The sequence below is a fragment of the uncultured Winogradskyella sp. genome, from assembly GCF_947496485.1.
Lineage (GTDB): Bacteria > Bacteroidota > Bacteroidia > Flavobacteriales > Flavobacteriaceae > Winogradskyella.
The window spans coordinates 187803-213809 of the sequence record NZ_CANMCZ010000001.1 but is presented as its reverse complement, the minus strand read 5'-3'; the positions used below and the strand labels follow the sequence as shown (position 1 = coordinate 213809).

The 26007-nt window shown below is 33.2% G+C and carries 26 protein-coding genes; 15 read left to right on the top strand and 11 right to left on the bottom strand.

The genetic code is table 11. The annotated features are described in order from the left end of the window. Window positions 1-102: 102 nt before the first annotated feature. The 5 genes from prfA to Q0822_RS00910 all read left to right on the top strand — a co-directional run bounded on the left by prfA (window position 103) and on the right by Q0822_RS00910 (window position 4167). Window positions 103-1179, top strand: coding sequence for a peptide chain release factor 1 (prfA, locus tag Q0822_RS00930; RefSeq protein WP_299119020.1), 1077 nt, complete (start codon window positions 103-105; stop codon window positions 1177-1179). Between the two features lie 28 nt (window positions 1180-1207). After that, on the top strand, window positions 1208-1879 hold the full coding sequence (gene lepB, locus Q0822_RS00925) for a signal peptidase I (protein WP_299119018.1): 672 nt from the start codon (window positions 1208-1210) through the stop codon (window positions 1877-1879). After that, on the top strand, window positions 1880-2701 hold the full coding sequence (gene pyrF, locus Q0822_RS00920; RefSeq protein ID WP_299119017.1) for an orotidine-5'-phosphate decarboxylase: 822 nt from the start codon (window positions 1880-1882) through the stop codon (window positions 2699-2701). 2 nt (window positions 2702-2703) lie between these two features. Beyond that, window positions 2704-3486, top strand: coding sequence for a helical backbone metal receptor (locus Q0822_RS00915; RefSeq protein WP_299119016.1), 783 nt, complete (start codon window positions 2704-2706; stop codon window positions 3484-3486). A 174-nt stretch (window positions 3487-3660) separates the two neighbouring features. Further along, a complete protein-coding gene (locus Q0822_RS00910; protein WP_299119012.1) occupies window positions 3661-4167 on the top strand; it encodes a hypothetical protein in 507 nt (168 codons plus the stop codon). On the opposite strand, the gene Q0822_RS00905 is transcribed toward Q0822_RS00910, so the two are convergent. Then, a complete protein-coding gene (locus Q0822_RS00905) occupies window positions 4168-4875 on the bottom strand; it encodes a DUF4197 domain-containing protein (protein ID WP_299119010.1) in 708 nt (235 codons plus the stop codon). A 40-nt stretch (window positions 4876-4915) separates the two neighbouring features. Here Q0822_RS00905 and Q0822_RS00900 point away from each other — a divergent pair, with 40 nt between their 5' ends. Next, window positions 4916-5863, top strand: a complete 948-nt coding sequence (locus tag Q0822_RS00900) for an MBL fold metallo-hydrolase (RefSeq protein WP_299119007.1) — start codon at window positions 4916-4918, stop codon at window positions 5861-5863. 84 nt (window positions 5864-5947) lie between these two features. Next, the gene (locus Q0822_RS00895; RefSeq protein WP_299119005.1) at window positions 5948-7078 is read left to right on the top strand and encodes a TlpA disulfide reductase family protein; all 1131 of its coding nucleotides are present in this window, start codon (window positions 5948-5950) and stop codon (window positions 7076-7078) included. 35 nt (window positions 7079-7113) lie between these two features. Here Q0822_RS00895 and Q0822_RS00890 read toward each other — a convergent pair whose 3' ends face one another. Both Q0822_RS00890 and purU read right to left on the bottom strand, forming a co-directional pair. Beyond that, window positions 7114-8214 (bottom strand): OmpA family protein, encoded by a 1101-nt coding sequence (locus Q0822_RS00890; RefSeq protein ID WP_299119002.1) that lies wholly within the window; start codon window positions 8212-8214, stop codon window positions 7114-7116. Window positions 8215-8462: 248 nt separating this feature from the next. Next, entirely contained in the window at window positions 8463-9314 is an 852-nt protein-coding gene (gene purU / locus Q0822_RS00885; RefSeq protein ID WP_299119000.1) for a formyltetrahydrofolate deformylase, read from the bottom strand. A 145-nt stretch (window positions 9315-9459) separates the two neighbouring features. Here purU and Q0822_RS00880 point away from each other — a divergent pair, with 145 nt between their 5' ends. Together Q0822_RS00880 and Q0822_RS00875 are read left to right on the top strand one after the other, a co-directional pair. Beyond that, window positions 9460-12876, top strand: a complete 3417-nt coding sequence (locus tag Q0822_RS00880; protein WP_299118997.1) for a methylmalonyl-CoA mutase family protein — start codon at window positions 9460-9462, stop codon at window positions 12874-12876. Window positions 12877-12879: 3 nt separating this feature from the next. Then, window positions 12880-13494, top strand: coding sequence for a DEAD/DEAH box helicase (locus Q0822_RS00875; protein WP_299118995.1), 615 nt, complete (start codon window positions 12880-12882; stop codon window positions 13492-13494). A gap of 4 nt (window positions 13495-13498) precedes the next feature. Here Q0822_RS00875 and Q0822_RS00870 read toward each other — a convergent pair whose 3' ends face one another. After that, entirely contained in the window at window positions 13499-13894 is a 396-nt protein-coding gene (locus tag Q0822_RS00870) for a hypothetical protein (protein ID WP_299118993.1), read from the bottom strand. A gap of 116 nt (window positions 13895-14010) precedes the next feature. Between Q0822_RS00870 and Q0822_RS00865 the strand changes: the two genes are divergently transcribed. Beyond that, window positions 14011-14454: an Lrp/AsnC family transcriptional regulator gene (locus tag Q0822_RS00865; RefSeq protein ID WP_299118991.1), complete on the top strand. Its 444-nt coding sequence runs from the start codon at window positions 14011-14013 to the stop codon at window positions 14452-14454. A gap of 1 nt (window position 14455) precedes the next feature. On the opposite strand, the gene Q0822_RS00860 is transcribed toward Q0822_RS00865, so the two are convergent. Genes Q0822_RS00860 through Q0822_RS00845 form a run of 4 tightly spaced genes read right to left on the bottom strand, consistent with a single transcriptional unit; the run spans window position 14456 to window position 17795 of the window. Beyond that, window positions 14456-15232 (bottom strand): DJ-1/PfpI family protein, encoded by a 777-nt coding sequence (locus Q0822_RS00860; protein ID WP_299118989.1) that lies wholly within the window; start codon window positions 15230-15232, stop codon window positions 14456-14458. Further along, entirely contained in the window at window positions 15229-16206 is a 978-nt protein-coding gene (locus tag Q0822_RS00855) for a YpdA family putative bacillithiol disulfide reductase (RefSeq protein ID WP_299118987.1), read from the bottom strand. Before Q0822_RS00855 ends, Q0822_RS00860 begins: the two co-directional genes overlap by 4 nt. 9 nt (window positions 16207-16215) lie before the next feature. Beyond that, the gene (locus Q0822_RS00850; RefSeq protein WP_299118984.1) at window positions 16216-16593 is read right to left on the bottom strand and encodes a VOC family protein; all 378 of its coding nucleotides are present in this window, start codon (window positions 16591-16593) and stop codon (window positions 16216-16218) included. Next, complete coding sequence (locus tag Q0822_RS00845) at window positions 16590-17795, bottom strand: MFS transporter (protein WP_299118980.1); 1206 nt, start codon at window positions 17793-17795, stop codon at window positions 16590-16592. The genes Q0822_RS00850 and Q0822_RS00845 overlap by 4 nt, the downstream gene beginning before the upstream one ends. A gap of 234 nt (window positions 17796-18029) precedes the next feature. On the opposite strand from Q0822_RS00845, the gene Q0822_RS00840 reads away from it, so the two are divergent. Continuing rightward, complete coding sequence (locus Q0822_RS00840; protein WP_299118977.1) at window positions 18030-18632, top strand: DUF1684 domain-containing protein; 603 nt, start codon at window positions 18030-18032, stop codon at window positions 18630-18632. Here Q0822_RS00840 and crcB read toward each other — a convergent pair. Together crcB and Q0822_RS00830 are read right to left on the bottom strand one after the other, a co-directional pair. Continuing rightward, window positions 18629-18997, bottom strand: a complete 369-nt coding sequence (crcB, locus tag Q0822_RS00835; protein ID WP_299118974.1) for a fluoride efflux transporter CrcB — start codon at window positions 18995-18997, stop codon at window positions 18629-18631. The two genes, Q0822_RS00840 and crcB, sit on opposite strands and share 4 nt — an antisense overlap. Then, a complete protein-coding gene (locus tag Q0822_RS00830; RefSeq protein ID WP_299118972.1) occupies window positions 18997-20016 on the bottom strand; it encodes an SRPBCC family protein in 1020 nt (339 codons plus the stop codon). Before Q0822_RS00830 ends, crcB begins: the two co-directional genes overlap by 1 nt. 95 nt (window positions 20017-20111) lie before the next feature. Between Q0822_RS00830 and Q0822_RS00825 the strand changes: the two genes are divergently transcribed. Beyond that, entirely contained in the window at window positions 20112-22151 is a 2040-nt protein-coding gene (locus Q0822_RS00825) for a dihydrofolate reductase (RefSeq protein ID WP_299118970.1), read from the top strand. 163 nt (window positions 22152-22314) lie between these two features. Here Q0822_RS00825 and Q0822_RS00820 read toward each other — a convergent pair whose 3' ends face one another. Then, window positions 22315-22827 (bottom strand): fasciclin domain-containing protein, encoded by a 513-nt coding sequence (locus Q0822_RS00820; RefSeq protein WP_299118968.1) that lies wholly within the window; start codon window positions 22825-22827, stop codon window positions 22315-22317. 127 nt (window positions 22828-22954) lie between these two features. Here Q0822_RS00820 and Q0822_RS00815 point away from each other — a divergent pair, with 127 nt between their 5' ends. Genes Q0822_RS00815 through Q0822_RS00805 form a run of 3 tightly spaced genes read left to right on the top strand, consistent with a single transcriptional unit; the run spans window position 22955 to window position 25848 of the window. Beyond that, a complete protein-coding gene (locus Q0822_RS00815) occupies window positions 22955-23509 on the top strand; it encodes a sigma-70 family RNA polymerase sigma factor (protein ID WP_299118965.1) in 555 nt (184 codons plus the stop codon). Further along, on the top strand, window positions 23509-24291 hold the full coding sequence (locus tag Q0822_RS00810; protein WP_299118963.1) for an anti-sigma factor: 783 nt from the start codon (window positions 23509-23511) through the stop codon (window positions 24289-24291). Before Q0822_RS00815 ends, Q0822_RS00810 begins: the two co-directional genes overlap by 1 nt. Window positions 24292-24309: 18 nt before the next feature. Beyond that, window positions 24310-25848 carry a phospholipase D family protein gene (locus tag Q0822_RS00805; RefSeq protein WP_299118961.1) on the top strand — a complete coding sequence of 513 codons (1539 nt, stop codon included), beginning with the start codon at window positions 24310-24312 and terminating at the stop codon, window positions 25846-25848. Window positions 25849-26007 lie beyond the last annotated feature (159 nt).

The following is a 26007-nucleotide window of genomic DNA, read 5'->3' as shown; positions in this document are numbered from 1 at the left end:
TTATTATCGGTATTTTATTTTTTACTGTTGATATGTCGTTATAACTGTAATCTTAAAATCCATAAAATGTCGTATTTTTGAAATTCAATTTTTTGAAGAGAGATGCTAGAGAAAATTCAGATTATAAAACAACGATTCGATGAGGTAAATGACCTTATTATTCAACCAGATATTATATCAGATCAGCAACGCTATACTAAGCTGATGAAAGAATATAAGGATCTTAAAATAATTGTAGATAAAGGAGATGTTTATAAGGAAGCACTAGATAATGTCGCTGAGGCTGAAGAAATAATTGCAGATGGGTCTGATGCAGAAATGGTAGAAATGGCTAAAATGCAACTCGACGAAGCCAAAGAGACTATCACTAAACTTGAAGAAGAAATCCGTTTCTTATTAATTCCTAAAGATCCAGATGATGCTAAAAACGTTGTGGTTGAGGTAAGAGCTGGTACAGGTGGTGATGAGGCTAGTATTTTTGCAGGTGATTTATTTAGGATGTATTCTAAGTACTGCAGTGATAAAGGTTGGAAAGTCGATGTTGTAAGTCAAAGTGATGGAACATCTGGTGGTTTTAAAGAGATTATTTTTGAAGTTTCTGGTGAAGATGTTTATGGTACATTAAAATTTGAAGCAGGTGTGCATCGTGTACAACGTGTACCGCAAACAGAAACTCAAGGTCGTGTGCATACAAGTGCAGCTACTGTTATGGTATTACCTGAAGCAGAGGAGTTTGATTATGAGCTGGATATGACTGAAGTACGTATTGAACGTACAACATCTACAGGACCTGGTGGGCAATCGGTAAATACAACCTATTCTGCAATTAAATTGCATCATGAGCCAACAGGAATGATTGTAAGTTGCCAGGATCAAAAGTCATCTCACAAAAATTTAGAGAAAGCCTTGAAGGTTTTACGTTCACGATTGTATGATCTAGAACTGGCAAAACAACAAGCTGCGGATTCTGAAAAGCGCAAGAGCATGGTGAGTTCTGGTGATAGAAGTGCAAAGATTAGAACCTACAATTATCCTCAAGGGCGTGTAACGGATCACAGAATTGGGTTAACACTTTACGACTTATCAAATATCATTAATGGTGATATTCAAAAAATAATAGACGAATTAATGTTAGCTGAAAACACGGAGTTGTTGAAAGCTAGTGATGATGTAATTTAGATCTTAGCCTCATTTTGAGGCTTTTTTTATGAATAAGAAAAATATCATACTTCTTATAGCTGCGTTTGTAGTTTTCGTTATTTTGTTTAGATGGTCAGGAGTATTAAGAACATATGCTATATCTTCAACATCAAGTGAACCAAATTTAAAATTAGGATCTACAATTTTAGGTTCTAGTTTAAAAAGCCCTAAACGTTTAGACTTTGCTTACTTTAAATATTCTGATAGTTTAGATGGTTGGACAATAGTTAAAAGATTAATAGCAATTCCTGGTGATACATTAGAATGTAAAAATGGTAATTATTTTGTTAATGGTGAAAATATAGATATAGGAATTGATTTAAGGTTTCAGTATAAGATGTTGCCTCAATATTATAATAGGTATATTAAAGATAATGTTGTAAATCCTGAGCCTTATTCACATTATAGTTCTGATACAATTAGAGTTTTTTTAGATGATTCATTTGTAAAATCGCTGCCTATAGAATTAGAAAGATATTATTACTATGGAAGAGATAATCTATCTAAAGAGATTTTTTTAAATCATTCTGATTGGAATTTTAATAATTTTGGACCAATTATTATACCAAAAGGAAAATACTTTTTTTCTGGAGATAATAGAGATAATTCTTATGATTCAAGATATAGAGGTTTTGTAGATGACACGCATATACTTGGTACAGTTTTAATTACTTTTTAAATGACAACACAACAAATAATAGACCAAATTCACGAAAAGCAATCCTTCCTCTGTATTGGATTGGATGTTGACTTAAATAAAGTCCCAAAACATGTCTTAAAAGAAGACGATCCAATCTTCGCTTTTAACAAAGCCATAATCGATGCGACTCATCATCTTTGTGTGGCATACAAACCAAACACAGCATTTTACGAAGCTTATGGAATTAGGGGTTGGGAAGCTCTGGAGAAAACAATCAATTATCTTAACGAAAATCATCCAGAAATTTATACAATCGCAGATGCAAAACGAGGAGATATTGGTAATACAAGCACAATGTATGCTAAAGCATTTTTTGAAGATTTAGGTTTCGATAGTGTAACGGTAGCACCTTATATGGGAAAAGATTCGGTTGAGCCATTTTTAGCTTTTAAGGATAAGCATACTATTTTATTAGCTTTGACCTCAAATCTAGGTGCATTTGACTTTCAGACCAAAACCGTAGATGGAGTAGAGTTGTATAAGCAGGTTTTAGAAACGTCTAAATCATGGAGGAATTCAGAAAATCTAATGTATGTAGTTGGTGCGACTAAAGCAGAATTTTTAGCAGATATTCGTAAAATTATTCCAGATAGCTTTTTACTAGTTCCAGGTGTTGGTGCTCAAGGTGGTAATCTTCAAGAGGTCTGTAAATATGGAATGAATAGTTCGGTCGGATTATTAATAAACTCTTCAAGAGGAATTATTTATGCTTCTACAGAAAAAAACTTTGCGGAAGCTGCTGCAAAAAAGGCAGAAGCACTACAATTGCAGATGGCTGTTGAATTAGAACATCATTTCTAACAATGACTTTTACAGATCAACTTAAGAGAGAATTTCAACTAAAGAAAGTACCTAAACGAATAATTTCATTAGTACCAAGTCAGACTGAGTTGTTGGTAGATTTAGGTTTAGAGTCTTCAATAGTTGGTGTCACTAAATTCTGTGTCCATCCAAAGCATCTAAGGCTATCAAAAAAAGTTGTTGGTGGAACAAAGCAAATCAATCTTGAAAAAGTAAAAGAACTTCTCCCAGATATTATTCTGTGTAATAAGGAAGAGAATACTAAAGCTATTATTGCGTCATTAGATGATATAGCACCAATTCATATTAGTGATGTGTATAACCTAGACGACTGCTTTGAGCTTATCGAAATGTATAGTAATATTTTTCAAGTAGAGAATAAAGCTTTAAAAATTATTAATGATATTAAAGAGCAACGGAATCTGTTGCAGAATCGATTAAAAAGCTCATTAAAACCTAAAGTCGCCTATTTTATATGGAAAAACCCATGGATGGTTGCAGGTTCAGATACATTTATTGATATCATGATTGAAGAAGCTGGTTATGAGAATGCTTTCAAAGAAGAAATGCGTTATCCAGAAATTGAATTGGAGAATATAAAATTAAAATATACTGATGTTATTTTTCTTTCGAGTGAACCTTTTCCTTTTAAAGAAGAACATATTTTAGAATTAAAATTACATTTTCCAGACAAAGACATTAAAATTGTAGATGGTGAAATGTTCTCTTGGTATGGAAGTCGTTTAAAAAAGTCGTTCTCTTATTTTGAAACACTTCATAATTAAGCAAAAAAAGTCGATACCTAACTAAAATACCGACTTGCTTACTAATCTTCAATAAAGACCTAACTAATTAATCTTTTGCAATGCAAAGATGATACCTATTTGTATATTAAATGTTATGTTAATATTAGCAGATAATTAAATCTTCTTTAATAACTTTCATCAAAACTTATAACAATGAAGACTCATCTACCAATAGTTATAGCTTTAATATTTTCTATTTCAGTTATTTCTCAAACTCAAAATTGCAACTGTTGTACAGAAAAACATTCGGAATTCGATTTTTGGATAGGCACTTGGGAAGTCACTAATAAAGATGGCTCAAAAGCAGGTAAAAATGTGATTAAGAAGGACCAAGATAATTGCGTTTTGCAAGAAAATTGGACAAGCACAACTCCAGGTTATACAGGTACTAGTAATAATTTCTACAACTTAAAAACCAAACAATGGGAGCAAATCTGGATTGATAATCAAGGAGCGACACTTCATATGAAAGGAAATAAAGTTGGTAACCAAATGATTTTAAGAACAGATGATGAAACTAATGCTGAAGGCAAGATTTTTCATCATCGCATTACCTGGACTGCAAATGACGATGGGACGGTACGTCAATTGTGGGAAACCATTTCAGGTGATAAAGTAGTAGCTGTCGCTTTTGATGGTTTGTATAAGAAAGTAGAGTGACTAATCTTGTAATGCAAATACTTTCTTTAATAAGGCTGTGCTTCTAGAAGATACTTTGCTTCTAATTTCTTTTTCTTCAACAGCAATCATTGTATAAACACCATCTAAAGCTTCATTTGTCACGTAGTCTGTTAAGTCAGGGTTTACGTTATTAGTTAAGGGAATATTGTTATATCTAGTAATAAGATTTGTCCATATCTCATCCGCACCAACTTTACTAAAAGAACTCTCTATTACAGGTTTAAATTTATTATATAAATCCGTTTTCGTTTTAGTAGTCAAATAACTTGTGGCAGCATTTTCTTCGCCAAGTAAAATATTTTTTGCATCATTAAAAGTAATATCATTTACTACATTTACAAATATAGGAGTCGCTTCTTTCACTGCATCTTCAGCGGCCCTGTTAAGTGCTTTTAACCCTTCATCCGCCAAACTACTGAGTCCAATTTTTCTGAGAGCATTATCTGCCTTTTGAAGTTCACTGGGTAAAAGTATCTTTACCAAATCGTTTTTGTAAAAACCATCTGTTTGCGTCAACTTTGTTACTTGTTTGTCAATACCTTGGTCTAAAGCCTGTCTTAAACCAGAAGCAATGTCGGCATTACTAAGTACTCCATCTGTTTGTGGTAATGAGTCTACAACTTGTTGTAACTCTGCGCATGCCGTTAGGTTTAAAATAATAAGTAGGGCGAAAATTTTTCTAATCATTGGTTTGGGTTTTATATCTTAGCAAAGATAATCGTTACAAGTGAAATCATTTCAAATATTATGCCTAATATTTACTCTAGTTTTATGCAGTTGTAATTCTTCCTACGAAAAAGACAAACAAGAACAATTAGACCAATATATCACAATCTTGGGTATAGCTCAAGATGCTGGTTATCCTCAAATTAATTGCGAGAAAGAATGCTGTAAACCTTATTATGAAGGAAACGAAAAGAAGAAATTAATTTCTTGTTTAGGTCTCGTAGACTTAACTTCAAAACAAAAATTTTTATTTGATGCTACACCAGATATTAGTGAACAAACACAAATGTTAAAAGATCAGCATTTAGATAATGGCAGCTTAATTGATGGCGTGTTTTTAACCCATGCTCATATTGGTCACTATACAGGTTTAATGAATTTAGGTAAAGAGGCTTTGGGATCATCACAAGTTCCGGTTTATGTGATGCCAAGAATGAAAATGTTTCTCGAAACAAATGGCCCATGGAGTCAATTAGTGTTATTGAATAATATTGAATTGAAACCTTTAAAAAAAGACTCTACTATTTACATTAACAGAACGCTAAAAGTAACACCTTTATTAGTACCACATCGTGATGAATATTCAGAAACAGTGGGGTATAAAATTAAGGGGAAAAATAAAACAGCGCTTTTTATTCCAGATATAGATAAATGGGAAAAATGGGATAGAAATATTATTGAAGAGGTTAAAAAAGTGGATTACGCATTTGTTGATGCTTCTTTTTTTAGAGATGGAGAACTAAAGAGAGATATGACTAAGATTCCACACCCTTTTACTACTGAGACGACAACATTATTTGAAAATGAAAGTGTCGAAACTAAAAATAAAATCTATTTCATTCATTTTAATCATACCAATCCAGCTATAAAAGAAAGGCATAGGTTAAAAGATAGTATTAGAAATCTTGGATTTAGATTTGCCAAAGAAGGTGATAATTTTGGGCTCTAAAATACGTTAGTTAAAGAACAATGAAGATAAATTGTTATTTTTAGCACAGTATTTGATTATCCATAGATAAAGATATCATCCGTTATGACCAGTATAAAAAAGAAACACTTTTTACCTCTTATAGTTTGCTTATTAGTTGCATCGTATAGTTTTGGGCAAATTAAGGTTTCAGAATTCTTACAAGAATCTAAAATTGCTTCATCCGACAATAATAAATTGTTTTTTGTTGACTTTTGGGCTACATGGTGTGTACCATGCATAACTGCAAAAGAACATCTAGGTGTTTTGCAAAAACAATTTCCTAATGATTTATATATTGTGTCACTTACTGAAGAAAATCCATTAAGGGTTGAGAAATTTCTCAAAAAGAAGCCTACGGATTTAGCAATTGCAATAGATTATAAGGGAGAAACTTTTAAAGACTATAACGTAAGAGTGTTGCCAGAAGGAGTATTATTCAATGCTGATGGAAAAGTACTTTGGCAAGGTGGTGCGCCAGATTTAAAAAAAGAAATCGTTTCAAAGTTTTTGAGACAGCAATCTTCTAAAGCCTCATTAAATTCTTTTTTCAACGTCGTTTCAATTGAAGAAGATACTATTTCAGAATACGTACCAACGGAAAGTTTAGAAATAAAATCATTGTCATATAATGTAGAAGATTTAACGATTGGAGATGCTGAAGACTACCTAAAATTGACCGGTTCATTAAAACAGATTATTGGTTATTTGGCCAAAATATATAAGAATCAGATTGTCTTAGAAGAAGGTTTAGATACTAATTATGAAATTTATTTTAAAAAACCTCTCAATGCAAATGAAAACCTTGCTTTCAAACTTGTTACTAAAATGAATTTAGGTGTAGAACGAAAATTTGCTGAAGGTGAAGGGATTAAGTTTAATGTAGAAACTCCAAGATTTTGGGATACAAATCAAATTGATTGGGGAAAAAATAATGCTAAGTACTTAGTCGGCGATTCTCAGATCCAAGCAGATAATGTATCATTAAAGGATGTTGCTTATCAGTTGGCATTTGTACTCGATATGCCAGTTATTGTACCGGATGAGACTGATGTAAGCTTAGGTAAGCATGATTGGGATTTCCACTATAAGTTCTTTCAGTTAATGCAAACTGACTTAGAAGATAATTATGGCATAAAGGCAGAAAAGAAAAAAATAACTTATCCTGTTTATCACATACAAAAAAAAGCTCCTTAAAGGAGCTTTTTATCTAAAAACGTAAGGCTAAATTCTTAGTTACTTAAAACTCTAAATTCAGTACGTCTGTTTTGTTGATGCTGATTTTCTGAACAATCAACTCCGTTAGCACATCTATTGGCTAAACGCGTCTCACCATAACCTTTAGCAGATAATCTGCTTCTAGAGATACCTTTAGATACTAAATAGTTAACCACAGAGTTAGCTCTTTGTTGAGATAAAGACTGGTTAAAGTCATCATTACCTCTAGAGTCTGTATGAGACATAATCTCAATACTTACAGGCTTATCATTTAAAATTGTTAATAATCTCTCGTCAATAACTTTTTTAGATGCAGAAGTTAATCTAGCGCTTCCTAATTCATAATATACAGGAATTGGCGTAGCATTTAATACTTCACAATCAACTTCTTCCCAAGTAGTAATACCACCTTTTTTCTCTAATACAGTTCTTGTAACTGTTTGAAATTGTGCAGCTATAGTATTAGTTGTTGTAGAAGCAGGTGTATCTACAACTCTTTTCTTAATTGTAGCATACTCAGCAGGAATTTCAATTTCATCCATTCTTGCAGGAGTTTTTATAACTCTTTTCTTGTAAGTTGCAGTTTGTTCTGGCACTGGAGAAGAGTTAGTACTTGCATCACTTGCTAAAGTTGTATATGTTACACTTGTAGATTGTGCAGGATACTCAACAAAACAAGCGGCAACACAATCGTCCTTATTTACAGAAGGACAATCCTCCAATACTTTGTATTCCCATCCTGAAGTTTGAGGATAGATTTCAAAAGTTCTAGAATCACTTCCAAATGAAGCAGGTACAACTTTTAAGTCATTACGACTTGCTTGTTTTACATAAGAAACTTCAACTGTTTCGTATGTTGCAGGTACATAAACAAACTTTTTAGAAGCTTCTTTAACTAAGACTCTTTCTTCAACAGTCTTGTAAGTAGCAGGAACAACTTTTAAAGTAGTATAAGCAGGACTTGTTTGAATAGTTTCTTCAACATCTTTAAACTCATCCTTTGTAATACACTTTACATAACATTTTCCAGGTGCTGGATTCGTTGGTAAGTCTTGTGCTTGAGAAAATCCGATCCCAGCAATAAAGCAGACTAATAATAATAGTTTTTGTTTCATAAGAATTAAATAATTAGTTAATGGTTATTAAAATATAACGCAAGATTAAAAATCCCACGTATAGGTTTAGACACACAATGTTTAGCAAGAGTCACTATTAACTTCTAGTTAGGAAGTAAAGTTAAAGTGTAGAACAATAATAAAAATCGACTTTGTTTGAATTAAATATTATTGGAATGTTAAATATATAAAAAATTAATAAAAATTTAACATAATTTTTGATTAAAACGTATAATTTTTTGTTTCAACTAAGAGAATATGACGGTCTTATTATTATATACCATCACTTTTCTATTTACATGAAGCTTTATAGCATTTGATAGTACTATTTTCTCTAAATCGCGTCCTTTTGCAATTAAATCTTTAATGGAATGTGTATGTGATACATGAGCAATATCTTGTTCAATTATTGGTCCTGCATCTAGCTCTTCTGTAATATAATGGCTTGTTGAACCAATAATTTTAACTCCGCGTTTAAAAGCTGAATGATAAGGTTTTGCTCCAACGAAAGCAGGTAAAAAAGAATGATGAATATTAATTATTTTGTTAGGATATTTATCAATTAAGGTTCCAGAAACTATTTGCATATATCTTGCTAATACTATAAAATCTATGCCATGCGATTCTAACAGTTTTAATTGCTCCTTTTCTGCTTCTGCTTTTGTATTTCTGGAAATAGGAATATGATAAAACGGGATTTCAAAACTGTCTGCAATAGGTTTTAAATCGAGATGATTGCTTAATATAAAGGGAATTTCGAGAAATAATTCACCTGAGTTGTAGCGTCCTAATATATCATATAAACAATGATCATATTTAGAAACAAACAATGCCATTTTTGGTTTCTTTTCAGCATAGATTTTCCATTTTAATTCAAAAGTATCAGCTAAAGTAGTGCTGAATTTATTTTTGAAATTTTCGATGGAAAATGAAATTGAATCAAATTCACATTCCAACCGCATAAAAAAGATATTTTGTTCTCTATCTACATGTTGGTCTATGTATACAATATTTCCTTTATTATTAGCTATAAAGTTAGTGACCGAAGCAATAATATTTGGTTGGTCCTTACAATGAATTAATAGTGTGATTTTACTCATAAAACTGAACTTGTATGAACTGTTAAAATTAAATAAAATACTAAGCTATATAGACATTTTGAAAGTTTTAGATAATTAATGATTATTGCTTAATTTTTTTGAATATTCCGTAAATTTGTCCCTTAAATAAGCAAGATTTTTAAGAATGAAACAAGTTGCACCTTATAAGCCAAAATATAAAGTACGTATTGTAACTGCTGCATCCCTCTTTGATGGACATGATGCTGCCATTAATATTATGCGTCGTATTATCCAATCTACCGGAGTGGAGGTTATTCATTTAGGTCATGATAGAAGTGTAGAAGAAGTAGTTAATACGGCCATTCAAGAAGATGCTAATGCTATCGCTATGACGTCTTATCAAGGAGGACATAATGAGTACTTTAAGTATATGTTTGATTTACTCAAAGAAAAAGGGGCTGGTCATATTAAAATCTTTGGTGGTGGAGGAGGAGTTATTCTTCCTGAAGAGATTAAGGATTTAATGGATTATGGAATCACCAGAATTTATTCACCAGACGATGGAAGGGAGCTAGGACTTCAAGGCATGATTAATGATTTAGTGCAGCAATCAGATTATGCAATAGGTGATGTTCTTAATGGTGAAGTAAAAATATTACATGAGAAAAATCCTAAAGCAATTGCAAGAGTAATTTCAGCGGCTGAGAATTTTCCTGAAGTTGCAAAAGAAGCATTAAATACTATTCACGAAAAGAATAAAACATCTACAACGGCAGTTTTAGGAATTACAGGAACTGGTGGTGCAGGTAAATCCTCTTTGGTAGATGAGTTAGTAAGACGCTTTCTTATTGATTTTCCTGAAAAGACAATTGGACTTATTTCAGTTGATCCATCTAAACGTAAAACAGGTGGTGCATTATTAGGTGACAGGATTAGAATGAATGCTATAAACTCACCAAGAGTATATATGCGTAGTTTGGCAACACGTCAATCTAATTTAGCCTTGTCTAAATACGTGAATGAAGCTATTGAAGTTTTAAAAGCAGCAGAGTACGATTTAATTATTCTTGAGACTTCTGGTATTGGGCAATCTGATACTGAGATAATGGAACACAGTGATGTTGCTTTATATGTAATGACACCAGAATTTGGTGCTGCTACACAGTTAGAAAAAATAGATATGCTAGATTTTGCTGATTTGGTAGCGATAAACAAGTTTGATAAACGTGGCTCTTTAGATGCTTTACGTGATGTTAAGAAACAGTATATGCGTAACAATAATCTTTGGGATGTTCACCAAGATGATTTACCAGTTTATGGAACCATAGCTTCACAATTTAACGATCCAGGAATGAATACGCTTTACAAAGCCATTATGGATAAATTGGTGGAGAAAGCAGATTCAGAACTAAAATCTACTTTCGAAATTTCAAAAGAGATGAGTGAGAAGATTTTTGTTATTCCGCCAAGTAGGACACGTTATTTATCTGAAATCGCAGAAAGTAACCGTGCTTACGATAAGAAGGCAAATGAACAAGTTGAGGTTGCTCAAAAACTCTATGGAATATTTAAAACTTTAGAATCTGTTTTAGAATCTACTCCAGAATTAGACAAAGCAGGAATAGATTCTAATTCTATCAGTTCGAGTAATCCTGAAAACAAAGACTTTATAAAACTTCTTGTTGGAGAATTTGATCGTGTTAAACTAAACTTAGACCCATATAATTGGGAAGTAATTACTGGTTGGGATGAGAAAGTTAATAAATACAAAAACCCTATCTATTCTTTTAAAGTAAGAGATAAGGAAATAAAAATAGAAACACATACAGAGTCATTATCGCATACTCAAATACCAAAAGTAGCTTTGCCAAAGTATCAAGCTTGGGGAGATATTTTAAAATGGTGTTTGCAAGAAAATGTACCAGGTGAATTTCCATATACTTCAGGATTATATCCTTTTAAAAGAACAGGTGAAGATCCTGCGAGAATGTTTGCAGGTGAAGGTGGACCAGAGAGAACTAATAAAAGATTCCATTACGTAAGTATGGGATTACCAGCTAAGCGTTTATCTACTGCTTTTGATAGTGTAACGCTTTATGGCAATGATCCAGATTTAAGACCAGATATTTATGGCAAAATCGGAAATGCAGGTGTATCTATTTGTTGTTTAGATGATGCTAAAAAACTCTATTCTGGTTTCGATTTGGCAAACGTAATGACATCGGTAAGTATGACTATTAATGGCCCTGCACCAATGCTGTTAGGTTTTTTTATGAATGCTGCTATCGACCAACAATGTGAAGTATACATTAAGGAAAATGGTTTAGAAAAAGAAGTAGAAACAAAAATCGCGAAACTGTATAAAGGAAAAGAGCGGCCAACATATAATGGCGATTTACCAGAGGGCAATAATGGTTTAGGTTTAATGCTGTTAGGTGTTACTGGTGATCAAGTATTGCCAGCTGATGTCTATTTAGAGATAAAAACAAAAACCATCGCTCAAGTTAGAGGAACAGTACAGGCCGATATTTTAAAAGAAGATCAAGCTCAGAACACTTGTATTTTTTCAACTGAATTTGCGTTGCGTTTAATGGGTGATGTACAAGAATATTTTATAGAGAATAATGTTCGTAATTTCTATTCAGTTTCAATTTCTGGTTATCATATCGCAGAAGCTGGTGCCAACCCAATTACGCAATTGGCATTGACTTTGTCAAACGGATTTACTTATGTGGAATATTACTTAAGTAGAGGCATGGATATTAATAAGTTTGGTCCAAACTTATCGTTCTTCTTTTCGAATGGAATCGATCCGGAATATGCTGTTATAGGCCGTGTAGCTCGTAAGATTTGGGCAAAAGCTTTAAAGCATAAATATGGAGCAAATCCAAGAGCACAAATGTTGAAATATCACATTCAAACTTCTGGACGTAGTTTACATGCGCAAGAAATTGATTTTAATGACATTCGTACAACGTTACAAGCCTTATATGCTATTTATGATAATTGTAACTCGTTACATACAAATGCCTATGATGAAGCCATTACAACTCCTACAGAAGAATCTGTACGCAGAGCAATGGCAATTCAATTAATTATTAATAAAGAATTAGGTTTAGCTAAAAATGAAAATCCAATCCAGGGCTCATTCATTATAGAAGAATTAACCGATCTAGTAGAAGAAGCTGTTTTACTCGAATTTGATAGAATTACTGAGCGTGGTGGCGTTTTAGGTGCAATGGAAACCATGTACCAGCGTTCTAAAATTCAGGAAGAGAGCTTGTATTATGAAACGTTGAAGCACAACGGACAATTTCCAATTATTGGGGTCAATACATTTTTGAGCAGTAAAGGTTCGCCAACTGTAATTCCGAAAGAAGTGATTAGGGCCACTGAAGAAGAAAAACAATTTCAAATTAAGATTTTAGAAAATCTTCATAGTGCAAATGATACTGATACTTTATTGAAAGATTTACAGCAAAAAGCAGTTAATAACGAAAATATCTTTGAAGCCTTAATGGAAGTTTGTAAAGTGTGTTCTTTAGGTCAGATTACTTCAGCTTTATTTGAGGTTGGTGGACAATATAGACGTAATATGTAATTGATGTCATTCAAAAAACTACACCCATTATTAAAAGAATCGTTAGAACATGTAGGTTTCGAAACCTCAAACGCTTTTCAAAAGAAAGTACTTCCAAAACTAAAAGGAGGTGCTGACGCTTACGTAATTGCACCAAAAGGAAGTGGAAAAACAACCGCACTTATCATTGCTGCAATACATAAGTTAAAAGCTGAAGCTTTTGAAGATTCTCCACGAGCTATAATCGTAGTAAAAGACAAGCAAGAGGCATTAGCTTTAAAAGGTGAATTTGAAAGATTTACTAAGAATACGGATTTGCGACTCTACGCTCTCTATGATGAGTATGACATTGAAAAGCAGAAAACAGAAATTTATCCAGGTCAAGATATCGTTATTGCAACTCCTGCACGATTAAGTAAGCTTTATTTTTTAAATGGCATTCATTTGGGTGAAATACAGTTATTCGCCATTGAAGATGCTGATTATCTTGGTCGTAATAATGCCTATAATCATATTTTGCGTTTATCAGAAAGTCTTAATAAATGTCAGTTTGTAATAGTTGCTGATGAGCTAAATTCTAAAATAAAGAATTATCAAAATTCATTTATGAGTAACGCATACCTTGTTCAGGATAAATAAACGCTTACAAAGTCATCATCCAATTACGTTGCAGTTTTCTAAATTTTTTGAGTTCACCTCTAAGAATAGGTAAGTAGTCTCTTCCATTACTGCTAGAGCGTTCTAATCTTCTACAGTTGCTATATAATTTTGTGGTTAAACGTTCTAAACTCTCTAGATGTTGATGTTTTTTTTCAGAATAACGTTCACGCTCAGCATTAATTATTTCAGGAGCAAGATTAGTAGATTGTTGTACGATGTCTCCAGAAAAATAAATATCATTATCCTCAGTACCATCTTCATTTAAATAAGATAAATCATGATTTAAATACGTTGAGATGTTTCGGGAAAGCATAATAATATCCATTGCCTTTTTATAAATAGGCAGATCAGATAAATGCGATGGTAGGTTGTAATTCATTTTTCAATAGCAATGTACACGAAATTACACACTAGAATCGATATCTAACTTTAAATATTAAAGTAAATATGTATATTTGCTTTAATATTTATATTATTATTACCTAATTTATTTAAATGAGTATAGATAGTCTCAATTGGAAGATTTTAAAGTGCCTTCAAGAGAATTCTCGAATGTCTAATGTAGAGATTGGAAAACGTGTTGGTATAAGCTCACCAGCTGTAAGTGAGCGTATTAAGAAGATGGAGGATGCAGAAATTATCCAAGCTTATACCACCTTAGTATCACCTTTTGAAGTAGGTTATCAGTTAAAAGCATTAATTACGTTGCGAGCTTTCATGGGTATGTTAAAGCCCTTTTTGGAAAAAGTAAAGACTTATGATGAGGTTATAAATTGTTACCGAATTACAGGCAACGAAAATATAGTCATGGAAGTCGTGTTAAAAAATCAAAAGCATTTAGAGACTTTTATCGATCAATTAATTAGTTATGGTGAAACTAAAACCCAAATTGTATTATCACAAGTTATTAAGCATAGTGAAGTAAAACCTTTAAAGTAGATTACTCTCTTATAATTAAATGAGGGACTTCTTCTAAATCCCAATCTATAACTAAACCACCAGCTAAAGATTGAGCGATTGTTTTTCCGTAAAGATATTCGCTTAGATATAGAGCAGCTTCAAAAGATTTAGCACCACCAGCTGAGGTAATATATTTGCCGTCATGCACAAAAAGTACCTCTTTTCTAATATCTAAATTCGGAAACCTGTCTCTCATTTTATCAATATCGCTTGGAAAGGTTGTAGAAACTACATTATCTAAAAGACCTGCTTTAGCGAGTACAAAGGCTCCATCACAGTGTGAGGTTATAAATTGTGCTTCTTTATCAACTTTTCTAACAAAGTCTAACATTACATCATCTTCTAAATCTGTATCTAAGTGGTGTTCTGCACTTGGTACAACAAGGATGTCAATTTTTGGTAGTGAATCAGTCACATAATTATAATCTGGTAATAAGCGCATACCTTCAAAAGTTGTAATTGGAGTATCTGTATTTGCAACTGTAAATACATTCATGGCTTTTATACTGTCTCTAAAAATGGTATGCTGAAAAATATCGTAAGGTGCTGTGAGTTCTGTATTATATGTGCCATCCATAATTAAAAAGGCAACATTGTAGCGGTTGGGTTCTAGTTTTGGGAATTCCTTAGGAACAGTGACAGCAACAGTTTGTCCGATTTCATAAGAATTTTCGGAATCTATAGTTATCTCTTTCTCTTTTTCAGAATTGCAGTTTAGTAAAAGTGTGAAGATTAATAAAAAGTATAAGTGTTTCATTTTTTCAATTCAGTTTCAATATGGTTTGTAATCATTTTAGCATGTATTCTTGAGTTTTCAATAAACCATTTATGCGTTTCCATACCACCACAAATAACTCCAGCTAAATAGAGTCCTTTAACGTTAGATTCCATGGTTTTGGGATTATAATTAGGTATATATTTTTTATTATTTGAATAGGTGATTCCTATTTGTTTTAAAAACTCAAAATTTGGCTTGTAACCTGTTAAGGCTAAAACTTGGTCATTAGGTAAAGTGACTTCTCCTTCTGGAGTATTTATGACGATTTCATTAGGTTTAATATGTTTAACTTCAGAATTAAAATAGGCCTTAATACTTCCTTCTTCAATCCGGTTTAAAATATCTGGTTTCACCCAGTATTTCACACGTTCTCCTATGGCTTCACCTCTAACAATCATAGATACTTTTCCTCCTTTTCTATATATCTCTAAAGCTGCATCTACGGCAGAATTACTAGCACCAACTACAGCAACATCTTGCATGATATAAGGATGTGCCTCTTTGTAGTAATGTGCTACTTTATTCATATCTTCTCCTGGAACATTCAACAATTTCGGAATATCATAAAAACCAGTCGCAATTATAATTTTTTTGGTGTTATACTTTTCTTTATCAGAAGTGACCTCAAAACCATTATCTTTCTTAAATATAGCTGTAACTTTTTCGTATAAACTGATTTTTAATTGATTTGAAGTTGCTACTCTTCTATAATATTCTAAGGCTTCATTTCTGGTCGGTTTTGAATTGTTACTTATAAATGGAATAGCATTAATTTCTAACTTTTCGGAGGTTGAGAAGAAGGTCATATTCAATGGGTAATTGAATAAGGAATTGGTTAAGGCTCCCTTTTCAATCACTTTATAATCCCAATTCCGTTTTTTGCATTCTAGTGCACAGGCTATTCCGATAGGTCCTGCTCCAATTATTATAATGTCGTTACTAGATGAATTCATTTACTTTCTCTAATTTATTCTCCAAGGCGGATTTTTTCTGTTTTTTCCTGCATGATAAATAATAATTTGATGTCCATCAGGATCGTTCAAATGTATATCAGTCCATAGCCAAGGTTGTTCTGTAATTTCAGAATTAAAAGTAATACCTTTTTCTTTCAGTTCCGAAACTGTTTTAGAAAGATTATTGACTTCAAAATATAGCGTTATTTTATTCCCGTTAGGAAGTTCTTCAACACTATGAATGGAAAACGTTGATTCTCCATCAGGACATGCTAACCGAACATATCTTGGCAAAGCATCAACTATTAAGTTTAAGCCTAGTACTTTATAAAACGTTGTCGATTTTTCAACATCTAGTGATGAGATTGTTATTTGATTTAAGTTCATATGACTTCGTGTTTTAATATGCGTTTCAAATAAATTAACAGTAGAACACCAATAAGTCCAAGACTAGCCATAAGGTACCATGTGTTATCATATCCTATATTGTCAACAAGCCTTAATCCTGCATTATGTCCAAATATATGTGCAATAGAAAAAGCCATAACATACATTGAGAGATACTCGCCTTGTTTTCCTTTTTCAGCTCTGCTCATTGCGAAAGCATTAGAAAAAGGGAATGCGATCATTTCTCCAATAGTCATAAATAACATACCTATTAGTAAAACCCCAATCCAAGATGTTAAATTGAGTACGTAAAAACTAATACTTACTAATAGGATACCAAAAAGCATGAGCCCAATTTTGGTATATCTCGTTTTTTCTAACCATTTTATTAAAGGCATTTCTAATAAGAAAATAAAAAACCCATTTAATCCTAATAATACTCCAATCTCAAATTCTGAGAGTAAATGCACATCTTTATAATATAATGGCATTGTAGAGAAATACTGTAAAAAGATAATCCCAAAAATGAACATAGCAATAAAGAATATCCAAAAGGGTTTGTCTTTAAAGACCGAAACAGGGTTTTCAACAATGATATTATCTACAGGTTTTGCTACTCGTGGATTCAATACTTTAATTAACAGTAAAGTCGCCAGAATACAAGTAATACCATCTACCCAAAATAAGCCGCCATAACCCATTGTTGTAATTATGAGTCCACCAACAGCCGGTCCAGCAGAAAACCCCAAGTTTATAGCCAAACGTATTAATGTTACTGAGCGTGTTTTGTTTTCAGGTTTACTGTAAACACTCATAGCAACAAACATTGCAGGTCTAAAGGTGTCAGCAACAACCATAACTAAAAAGATGCCAACGCAAACACTAACAAACGTATTTAAGAATTGCAGTATAATAAATAGGAAGCCAGTGCTTAAAAGACTCCTCACCATTACTTTATAGTAGCCAATAGTATCTGTTAGTTTGCCACCTATCCATGTACCAACAACAGAGCCTAATCCAAAGGCACTCATAATCCAGCTTACATCTGTGAATGTAAACTTTAAATCATCTGTAAGGTAGAGTGATAAAAAAGGAATGACCATCGTACCAGCTCTATTTACAAATGTAATTAGTGCCAGCCACCATACTTCTCTCGAAAGGCCATCGAAGGTACTGAGGTAGTTTTTAAATAAAGTTTTCATTTTTGGTGGTTGTTATAAAAATAAAAAGTCCGACGTTAACGTCGGACTTTTAAATATTGTTTAATAGTATATGTGTATAGCTACAATAGATAATGCGTCCGAATGTTTTCCGAAGAAATCACACAGGTTTGCTTTGTATATCTAATTGTTTGTAACATTATTTTATCTAATTGTTGATTCAAAACTACAATAAAATATGAGAAGTTGTATTTTTGAGTTCTAAAATATTTTGAAATGAAGAATTTGGTATTACTTTTTTTATTTGCTTTTTCAATAAGTTGTGCTCAAGAAAAACAAGCTATTCTCGGTGAAACTGAATGGCAAAAAGAGATGAATGCAGATTTTAAGGATGCTACAAAATCTCCACTAAAAGATAAGGATAGAAAGACCTTTGAAGGTTTAGATTTTTATAAATTCGATTCAACTTATGTTGTAAACGCAAAGTTGACTTTAACGCCAGATGCTAAGCCATTTAAAATGAAAACTACGACAGAACGACGACCAGATTATGTAAAGTATGGTGTGGTTACTTTCAGTTTAAAAGGAAAAGAATATAAGCTCAACATCTATCAGAACTTAGGACTTTTAGATAAAGAAGGCTATGAGGACTATTTGTTTTTGCCTTTTTTGGATGATACTAATGGCAATGGAAGTTATCCTGGTGGACGTTATACAGAAGCAACAATTCCGGAAGGAGATACAATAATTATAGATTTTAACACCGCTTACAATCCATACTGTGCCTATAACGATAAGTATTCTTGTCCGATAGTGCCTAGAGAAAACTATTTAGCAACAGAAATAGAAGCTGGTGTTAAAGCATTCAAAAAACACTAAGCTTTAACTAAATATAGTCCCAAGAATACAGCTAAAAACCCAATTACAAAACTTGCAATTGTATAGAGCGCAAAACTGGTAAAGTCTCCTGATTTTAAAAACACATGATTTTCATAAGCGAAGGTAGAAAATGTGGTGAATCCACCACAAAATCCTGTGGCTAAAAGTAATGTCTGACTTTGAGATAGCGTTTCGTTTTTCGCAGCTAAACCTAGAATAATACCAATAAGTAAACTTCCTATGATGTTTGCTGCAAAGGTGCCATAAGGAATTCCGTTTTCAGAACTATTTAACCATTTACCAATAATAAAGCGTAGCACACTACCAAAGCCGCCTCCTACAAAAACTAATAAAAGTTGTTTCATTATTTTACAGCAACATAGATTTCAGTTATCCATTTGGCAGGATTTGGTTCACTCATAGGATCTGTAATATAAGTTTCTAACATTGGTCCTGCTTCTATCATTTCTAGATTATTATCAGCAATGTATTTCATTGTTGTTTCCCAGGCTTCTTTAAGGTTATCATAATTTCCTTTCAAGACTGTTTTCACCGTTCTAAATGACGCTAGCTGACCAGTTAAAATCCCAGGCTCGTTAGAAACCATTTTAGAATTTGTTGGTACACAACAAGAAAAAATCACTGCATCATTTTCTTCATCCCATTTATGGTATAAAATAAATGGAGGTCCAGCCATAGTAACATTATGGGTCATGGCATATGCACCCACTTTAGGTAACATTTCCTTCATATTTTTTTCAAATTCACTGAATTTGCAAGAGGTTGTATTATAAAGATAATAGCCACCACTATGTTGAGTAACACCTTCAACATTGATGCTGTAAACTTTCATCTCGTCTTGTAATACGCTATCTAACATGGTAAGTCCACGTTCATAGTGAGGACCGATTTGTTTTTCCATGCCACCCATTACAGTAGCAAATGCTTTAAAACCAAAAGGTAAATCTTTTCCTGATATAGTCCATGTTACTTCGGTTGTACCATCGTCATTGGGTTGTAAATTCCACGTAACATCATTAGTTGGAAAATCAGCAAATTGCATTTCTTGTGTAATTGACGAGTTAGGGGTAGTAGCCAAGGTTTTCATAGTACCAATACCATCTTCATCTTCCCAAGAATAAGAACCGCCAATTCCTTTAGTTAGTTCAGGAAGCATAACTTTTGTTTCAGGATTTTCTTCTACCCAAGAGTTCCAAGCCTCCCAGTTTTTAAAATCTATAATGTTATTATAAACTACAGCTTGAGGAGCTTTTATAGTTTTTGTTCGCGTCACCTCAAACGAATTTGGTTGTACTGCGATGTAAATTGAAAACCCTATGACAAGGATTAACAGCAGTAATAAAATATATCTTAAGATTTTCATTTTATTGATTTATTTAGTCGTTTTCCAAAGATACTAATTTTATGATATGTGATATATTAGTACATTTGTATACAATCCAAAAATTTACTAACTCTATGAAATTAAAATCAATATTTACAATTTGTCTTATAGCAGTATTTGCGTTTTCTTGTAAAGATGAAGCAAAAGAAATTGTAGCAGATGAAACTAAGAAAATGTCTGAAACTGAGTTTAACTATAACGTTGAGCAGTTTGCAGATATTAAAATTTTAAGGTATCAAATTCCAGGATGGGAGAACCTAAGCTTAAAAGAACAAAAATTAGTCTATTATATAACTGAAGCTGGTCTAGCTGGTCGCGATATTATGTGGGATCAAAACTATAGACACAATCTTAAAATTAGACAAGCATTAGAAAATGTTTACAAAAATTATAGTGGAGACAAAGCATCAGATAATTGGAAAGCTTTTGAAGTATATCTAAAGCGTGTATGGTTTAGTAATGGTATTCACCATCATTATTCTAACGATAAATTAAAACCAGAATTTTCTAAAGACTACCTCAATGAATTACTATCAGAGACTGAAACTATATTAGAAGGTGAAGCTTTTGATGTGATTTTCAATACTGAAGATTCTAAAAAAGTGAATCAAGCCAAAGGTGTTGATAATGTGGCTTTATCTGCAGTAAATTTTTATGGACCAAATGTAACTAACGCTGATGTTGAAAGTTTCTACAGAGCTAAAACATCACCAGATCCTAAGCGACCATTGTCTTATGGACTAAACTCTCAATTGGTTAAAGAAAATGGTGTATTAAAAGAACGTGTTTACAAATCAGGTGGGCTTTATGGTTCTGCAATCGATGAGATAGTGAAATGGCTAGAAAAAGCACAAGGTGTAGCAGAGAATAAGGAACAAGGCGATGCTATTGCACTATTAATTAAATACTACAAAACAGGAGATTTACAAACTTGGGATGATTATAATGTCGCATGGACAGCAGCAACGGCTGGTAATGTTGATTATATTAATAGTTTTATTGAAGTATACAACGATCCATTAGGTTACAGAGGGTCTTACGAAACTATTGTACAGATTAACGATTTTGATATGTCAGAAAAAATGGCTGTACTTTCTGAGAATGCACAATGGTTTGAAGATAATTCTCCGCTCATGGACGAACACAAAAAGAAGAACGTTGTTGGTGTTACTTACAAAGTAGTTAATGTTGCTGGTGAAGCTGGTGATGCCTCTCCAAGTACTCCAATAGGAGTGAACTTACCAAATGCCAATTGGATTAGAGCTGAAGTAGGAAGTAAATCTGTTTCACTAGGAAACATTATCAATGCTTACAATAATGCAGGTGGAAGTGGACGTTTAAAAGAGTTTGTGCATGATGATGAAGAATTTGAATTAGAAGAAAAATATGGCAAGCAGGCTGATAAATTACATACAGCGCTTCACGAAGTTATAGGTCATGCATCTGGGCAATTAAATCCTGGAGTTGGTGAGACTAAGGAAACATTAAAAAATTATGCATCTACTTTAGAAGAAGGACGAGCGGACTTAGTAGGTCTATATTATCTTTATGATTCTAAGTTGCAAGAACTTGGTTTGGTAGACGATTGGAAAAAAGTTGGTATGGCAGCTTACGATGGTTATATTAGAAATGGTTTAATGACGCAATTAATTCGTCTAAATCTTGGAGATGATGTTGAAGAATCGCACATGCGTAACAGACAATGGGTTTCGGCTTGGGCTTATGAACAAGGTAAGAAAGACAACGTTATTGAAAAAGTTACCAGAGATGGTAAGACCTATTTTAATATTAACGATTACGATAAGTTACATGAATTATTTGGGCAGTTATTACGCGAAACACAACGTATAAAATCTGAAGGAGATTACGCTGCAGTTGAAGCTTTAGTAGAAGGTTATGGAGTAAAAGTAGACCAGAAAGTTCACGCTGAGGTTTTAGAGCGTAATAAGCAATTTACATCTGCACCTTATAGTGGTTTTGTAAATCCGGTTCTAGTACCAAAAATGAATGATGAAGGAGAAATCACAGCAATTAATGTGACACAACCAGAAGGTTTCCCGCAGCAGATGTTGAATTATAGTAAAAACTATAGCCATCTACCAGTAGTGAACTAAGTTAGAAATCATTTAAAATCAAAAAAGCACTTACAGAAATGTAAGTGCTTTTTCTTTCATAGCAATTTTATCACTAAAATTGCGGGCTATTAATCAATCAACATCAATCAAACAATGATTAATAACTTGCAGTAATACCATTACTAACCAATACACTAAAAACTTATTTAGGCATTACTACAGTATCGATAACATGAATCACTCCATTGTCAGCTGTAACATCTGTAGCAGTGATTTCACTATAATTTCCTGCTTCGTCTTTCAACCAGATTTTTCCATCTTTAGACATCACAGTTAGCACGGCTCCGTTTAAGGCTTTAACTTCAACTTTTCCATCTCCTTTTTTTAATGCAGCAACAACATCGCTTGCCATTAATTTTGAAGGGATAACATGATACGTCAATATATTTGCTAATGTAGATTTGTTTTCAGGCTTTAATAAATTTGCTAATGCATCTTTGTCAATTTTTGCAAAAGCACTGTTTGTTGGTGCAAATACAGTGAATGGTCCATCTCCTTGTAAAGCCTCTACTAAATCTGCTGCTTTTAAAGCGGCAACTAGAGTTGAGAAATCTTCACTACCTACGGCAACATCTACGATTGTTTTTTGAGCTGTTGCAGTTTGGTTAAATGTTAAGGCAACAAACGCTGTTAAAATAAAAACTAATTTTTTCATGATTTTTAAATTATAAGTTAAACTATTAATACACTTATTTCGTTTTTGAAGTGCTTTCATTTATATTTACACAGTCATGTTTGCTCTGGATGAGCAACACTTTACTTTTAGGAAATCTTTAACATTAATGCAAAACGATAACGCACTTATTCAACAATTAAAAAACAAAGACGAGCGTGCGCTATCCGTTTTATACGATAAGTATTCTGGTGCGATTTATGGAGTGATCATAAAAATGATTCGCGATGAAGGCAAAGCACAAAATATTTTGCAAGATACCTTTATGACAGTTTGGGATAAAGCTGAAAGTTACGATGTTGACAAAGGCCGTTTTTATACTTGGGTGTATCGCATTGCAAAAAACAAAACGTTAAATGTGCTCAGAAAAACAGATCCGCTCATCCAAACGGATGATTTTAGTGTACATATTAATAAAGAAGATGCTATTAGTATAGATGCAGAGTATTTAGAACTCAATGGTGCGGTTAAAAAATTAGAAGACCACCATAAAGAAGCCATAGAGCTCGTTTACTTTAAAGGATTAACGCATAGAGAAGCACACAAAGAAATGGATGTGCCTTTAGGAACGTTTAAATCTTACGTGCGCCAGGCCTTAAAACAGGTTAGAGAAACTTATACCAAGACCTTAAGTCTCATATTACTAATACTAAATGCGCTATGATGATGGATAAGAAGACGCTATTAGAAAATGGAATATTAGAGCAATATCTGCTCGGAGAACTCAATGCAGACCAATGCACACAGATTGAGAAAATGCTTGTGTCTGATGCTGAACTCAAAGCACATTTTGATGAACTTGAGGAAGCTTTTGAGACTATCGGTTTAGAAAATGCAGTGACTCCACCAGCATTGGTAAAATCGAAGCTTTTAAAAGACATTAAAACACAAGAGTCACCGAAAGTAGTAACACTTAAGAAAACTAATAACACCAAATTTTATTTTGGTATTGCAGCAAGCGTAGCAGGCTTACTAATGATTGGCAGTTTTTGGATGTACTCACAACTCAATGATGTAAAAGAACAGTTGCAAATTGTTGAAATGAACAATACAGAGCTTAACTCAACCATAGAAGTTTTGAATGTAAAGCTAAAAGAAAATAATGCATCTTTCAATGCTATTGTAAACCCAGATACAGAACAATATATCCTAAAAGGTAATGCCTCATTGCCAGAAGCCAAGGTGGTAAGTTATGTCAACCATAAATCGAAGTCGGTCATCATTAATACAGAACGTTTACCAGAATTAGACGCTGAGCACGACTACCAAATGTGGGCAGATGTAGAGGGAGTAATGATTGATATGGGAGTCATTTCTAAGGATAAAACCATTATGACAATGGCATACATCGATGATGCCGAATCACTTAATATTACCATAGAACCTGCAGGTGGTAATGATCACCCAACTGTAGAGCGTTTGGTGACTAATGTATATTTAAGGTAACTTTTATCTAGAAACCAAATGAGGTCAGTTTTAAAATTTATACCCTATTTTATAATAGCCTTGTTCATTTTAAGCTCTTGTAAAAAAGGGGAAAACGTATCTCCAGAAACAAATTTTTGCGATAAAATCCATAGAAGCGATAGTACCTCGTTGTCTAAAGAACTAAAAGCGGTCGCAGACCAGATGGCTACCAAAACCGGAGTTTATGTTCTCGAAGATGGAAGCGGTTCCATGGTCGCCAGAGCATGGTTAAGTGAATATGCAGAAGAAACTATAGACATTCAATATTTCATTTTTTCAACAGATAATGTCGGGCTCATTGCTTGCGATTATTTAATAAGGGCAGCAGATCGTGGAGTTAAAGTGAGAATTATAGTTGATGATATTATGGTAGATGCAGACATCCAAGATATACTCACCTTTGCATCGCACGAAAATATTACCGTAAAAATCTATAATCCAGGAGTGAATTTAGGAAAGAACATTTTTAGTAAAATCGGAAAGTTTGCCACAGATTTTAGAGATGCCAATCAGCGCATGCATAACAAAACATTTATCGTCGATGGTAAAGTGGTGATTACAGGAGGTCGTAATATTGCGGATGAATATTTTGACTACGACCACGAGTATAACTTTAGAGATAGAGATATTTTATTATTAGGAAAAGTATCCGAAACCATCAATACCTCTTTTGAACAATTCTGGACTAGCGGTTTAAGCAAAGATGTCACAGAAGTGGTTGATGATATACCAGAAAATGCAACCGCAGAGAACCGATTTGATAAGCTGCACGAGTATGCTTGCAATCCAGAAAACTTCTGGCCACAAGTAAGAGAACGCATTTCTAATCTACCAAATACATTTAAAACCATTAACGCATCTGGGAAATTGGTATGGTTAGATGAGGTAGAATTTATCTCAGACGAACCAGGAAAAAATGATGGCACTGATGGCTTAGGTGGAGGAGGAGTCTCAACCAGTGCGTTAATTGATTTGGTGAAAAATGCCCAATCGTCCATAGAAATCCAAACACCCTATTTAATTACTACAGAATTATCACAAAATCTGTTTAAAGACGCTGTAGATCGCGGAGTAAAGATTAGAATACTCACCAATAGTTTGGCGTCTACAGATAATTTAGAAGCCTTTAGCGGCTATCAAACCGATAGAAAAGCATTGCTTAAAACGGGAGTGCGGATATTTGAATTTCGACCAGATGCTGCAGAGCGTACCAAAATTATGACTGGCGAATTGCAAGAACAACTAGATCACAAACCCATATTTGGATTGCATGCCAAATCTATGGTGATTGATAATAAAATAACGGTGATTGGCACCTTTAACCTAGATCCTAGAAGTGCTAATTTAAATACCGAATGCGTTGTGGTTGTTAATTCTGAGGCTATTGCTGAAGGTGTTTTAGAAGGCATGGAAATAGAGTTTAAACCAGAAAACTCTTGGGAAACCACTTTAGATTTTAACCCAGATGCCGAAGTCGGTAACTACAAGCGCTTAAAAACATGGACACGTAAGATTTTGCCTAAATCTATTTTATAGGCGCCGTTTTCTCACCTTATTTTTATTTGAAATATACGTAGTTCTACGTATAGATTTTATGATAGTTTTGCTTAGATTTAGATTTTATAAAAAACACTTGAAAGTTTTTTTGTCCTTAGATATTTGTGGGATATAAAGACTAAAAGTGTTTATATAACA

Excerpts from the sequence above, each read along its gene's own strand:
- prfA (WP_299119020.1), top strand. The coding sequence starts at position 103 with ATGCTAGAGAAAATTCAGATTATAAAACAACGATTCGATGAGGTAAAT.
- lepB (WP_299119018.1), top strand. The coding sequence starts at position 1,208 with ATGAATAAGAAAAATATCATACTTCTTATAGCTGCGTTTGTAGTTTTC.
- pyrF (WP_299119017.1), top strand. The coding sequence starts at position 1,880 with ATGACAACACAACAAATAATAGACCAAATTCACGAAAAGCAATCCTTC.
- Q0822_RS00915 (WP_299119016.1), top strand. The coding sequence starts at position 2,704 with ATGACTTTTACAGATCAACTTAAGAGAGAATTTCAACTAAAGAAAGTA.
- Q0822_RS00910 (WP_299119012.1), top strand. The coding sequence starts at position 3,661 with ATGAAGACTCATCTACCAATAGTTATAGCTTTAATATTTTCTATTTCA.
- Q0822_RS00905 (WP_299119010.1), bottom strand. The coding sequence starts at position 4,875 with ATGATTAGAAAAATTTTCGCCCTACTTATTATTTTAAACCTAACGGCA.
- Q0822_RS00895 (WP_299119005.1), top strand. The coding sequence starts at position 5,948 with ATGACCAGTATAAAAAAGAAACACTTTTTACCTCTTATAGTTTGCTTA.
- Q0822_RS00890 (WP_299119002.1), bottom strand. The coding sequence starts at position 8,214 with ATGAAACAAAAACTATTATTATTAGTCTGCTTTATTGCTGGGATCGGA.
- purU (WP_299119000.1), bottom strand. The coding sequence starts at position 9,314 with ATGAGTAAAATCACACTATTAATTCATTGTAAGGACCAACCAAATATT.
- Q0822_RS00880 (WP_299118997.1), top strand. The coding sequence starts at position 9,460 with ATGAAACAAGTTGCACCTTATAAGCCAAAATATAAAGTACGTATTGTA.
- Q0822_RS00875 (WP_299118995.1), top strand. The coding sequence starts at position 12,880 with ATGTCATTCAAAAAACTACACCCATTATTAAAAGAATCGTTAGAACAT.
- Q0822_RS00870 (WP_299118993.1), bottom strand. The coding sequence starts at position 13,894 with ATGAATTACAACCTACCATCGCATTTATCTGATCTGCCTATTTATAAA.
- Q0822_RS00865 (WP_299118991.1), top strand. The coding sequence starts at position 14,011 with ATGAGTATAGATAGTCTCAATTGGAAGATTTTAAAGTGCCTTCAAGAG.
- Q0822_RS00860 (WP_299118989.1), bottom strand. The coding sequence starts at position 15,232 with ATGAAACACTTATACTTTTTATTAATCTTCACACTTTTACTAAACTGC.
- Q0822_RS00855 (WP_299118987.1), bottom strand. The coding sequence starts at position 16,206 with ATGAATTCATCTAGTAACGACATTATAATAATTGGAGCAGGACCTATC.
- Q0822_RS00850 (WP_299118984.1), bottom strand. The coding sequence starts at position 16,593 with ATGAACTTAAATCAAATAACAATCTCATCACTAGATGTTGAAAAATCG.
- Q0822_RS00845 (WP_299118980.1), bottom strand. The coding sequence starts at position 17,795 with ATGAAAACTTTATTTAAAAACTACCTCAGTACCTTCGATGGCCTTTCG.
- Q0822_RS00840 (WP_299118977.1), top strand. The coding sequence starts at position 18,030 with ATGAAGAATTTGGTATTACTTTTTTTATTTGCTTTTTCAATAAGTTGT.
- crcB (WP_299118974.1), bottom strand. The coding sequence starts at position 18,997 with ATGAAACAACTTTTATTAGTTTTTGTAGGAGGCGGCTTTGGTAGTGTG.
- Q0822_RS00830 (WP_299118972.1), bottom strand. The coding sequence starts at position 20,016 with ATGAAAATCTTAAGATATATTTTATTACTGCTGTTAATCCTTGTCATA.
- Q0822_RS00825 (WP_299118970.1), top strand. The coding sequence starts at position 20,112 with ATGAAATTAAAATCAATATTTACAATTTGTCTTATAGCAGTATTTGCG.
- Q0822_RS00820 (WP_299118968.1), bottom strand. The coding sequence starts at position 22,827 with ATGAAAAAATTAGTTTTTATTTTAACAGCGTTTGTTGCCTTAACATTT.
- Q0822_RS00815 (WP_299118965.1), top strand. The coding sequence starts at position 22,955 with ATGCAAAACGATAACGCACTTATTCAACAATTAAAAAACAAAGACGAG.
- Q0822_RS00810 (WP_299118963.1), top strand. The coding sequence starts at position 23,509 with ATGATGGATAAGAAGACGCTATTAGAAAATGGAATATTAGAGCAATAT.
- Q0822_RS00805 (WP_299118961.1), top strand. The coding sequence starts at position 24,310 with ATGAGGTCAGTTTTAAAATTTATACCCTATTTTATAATAGCCTTGTTC.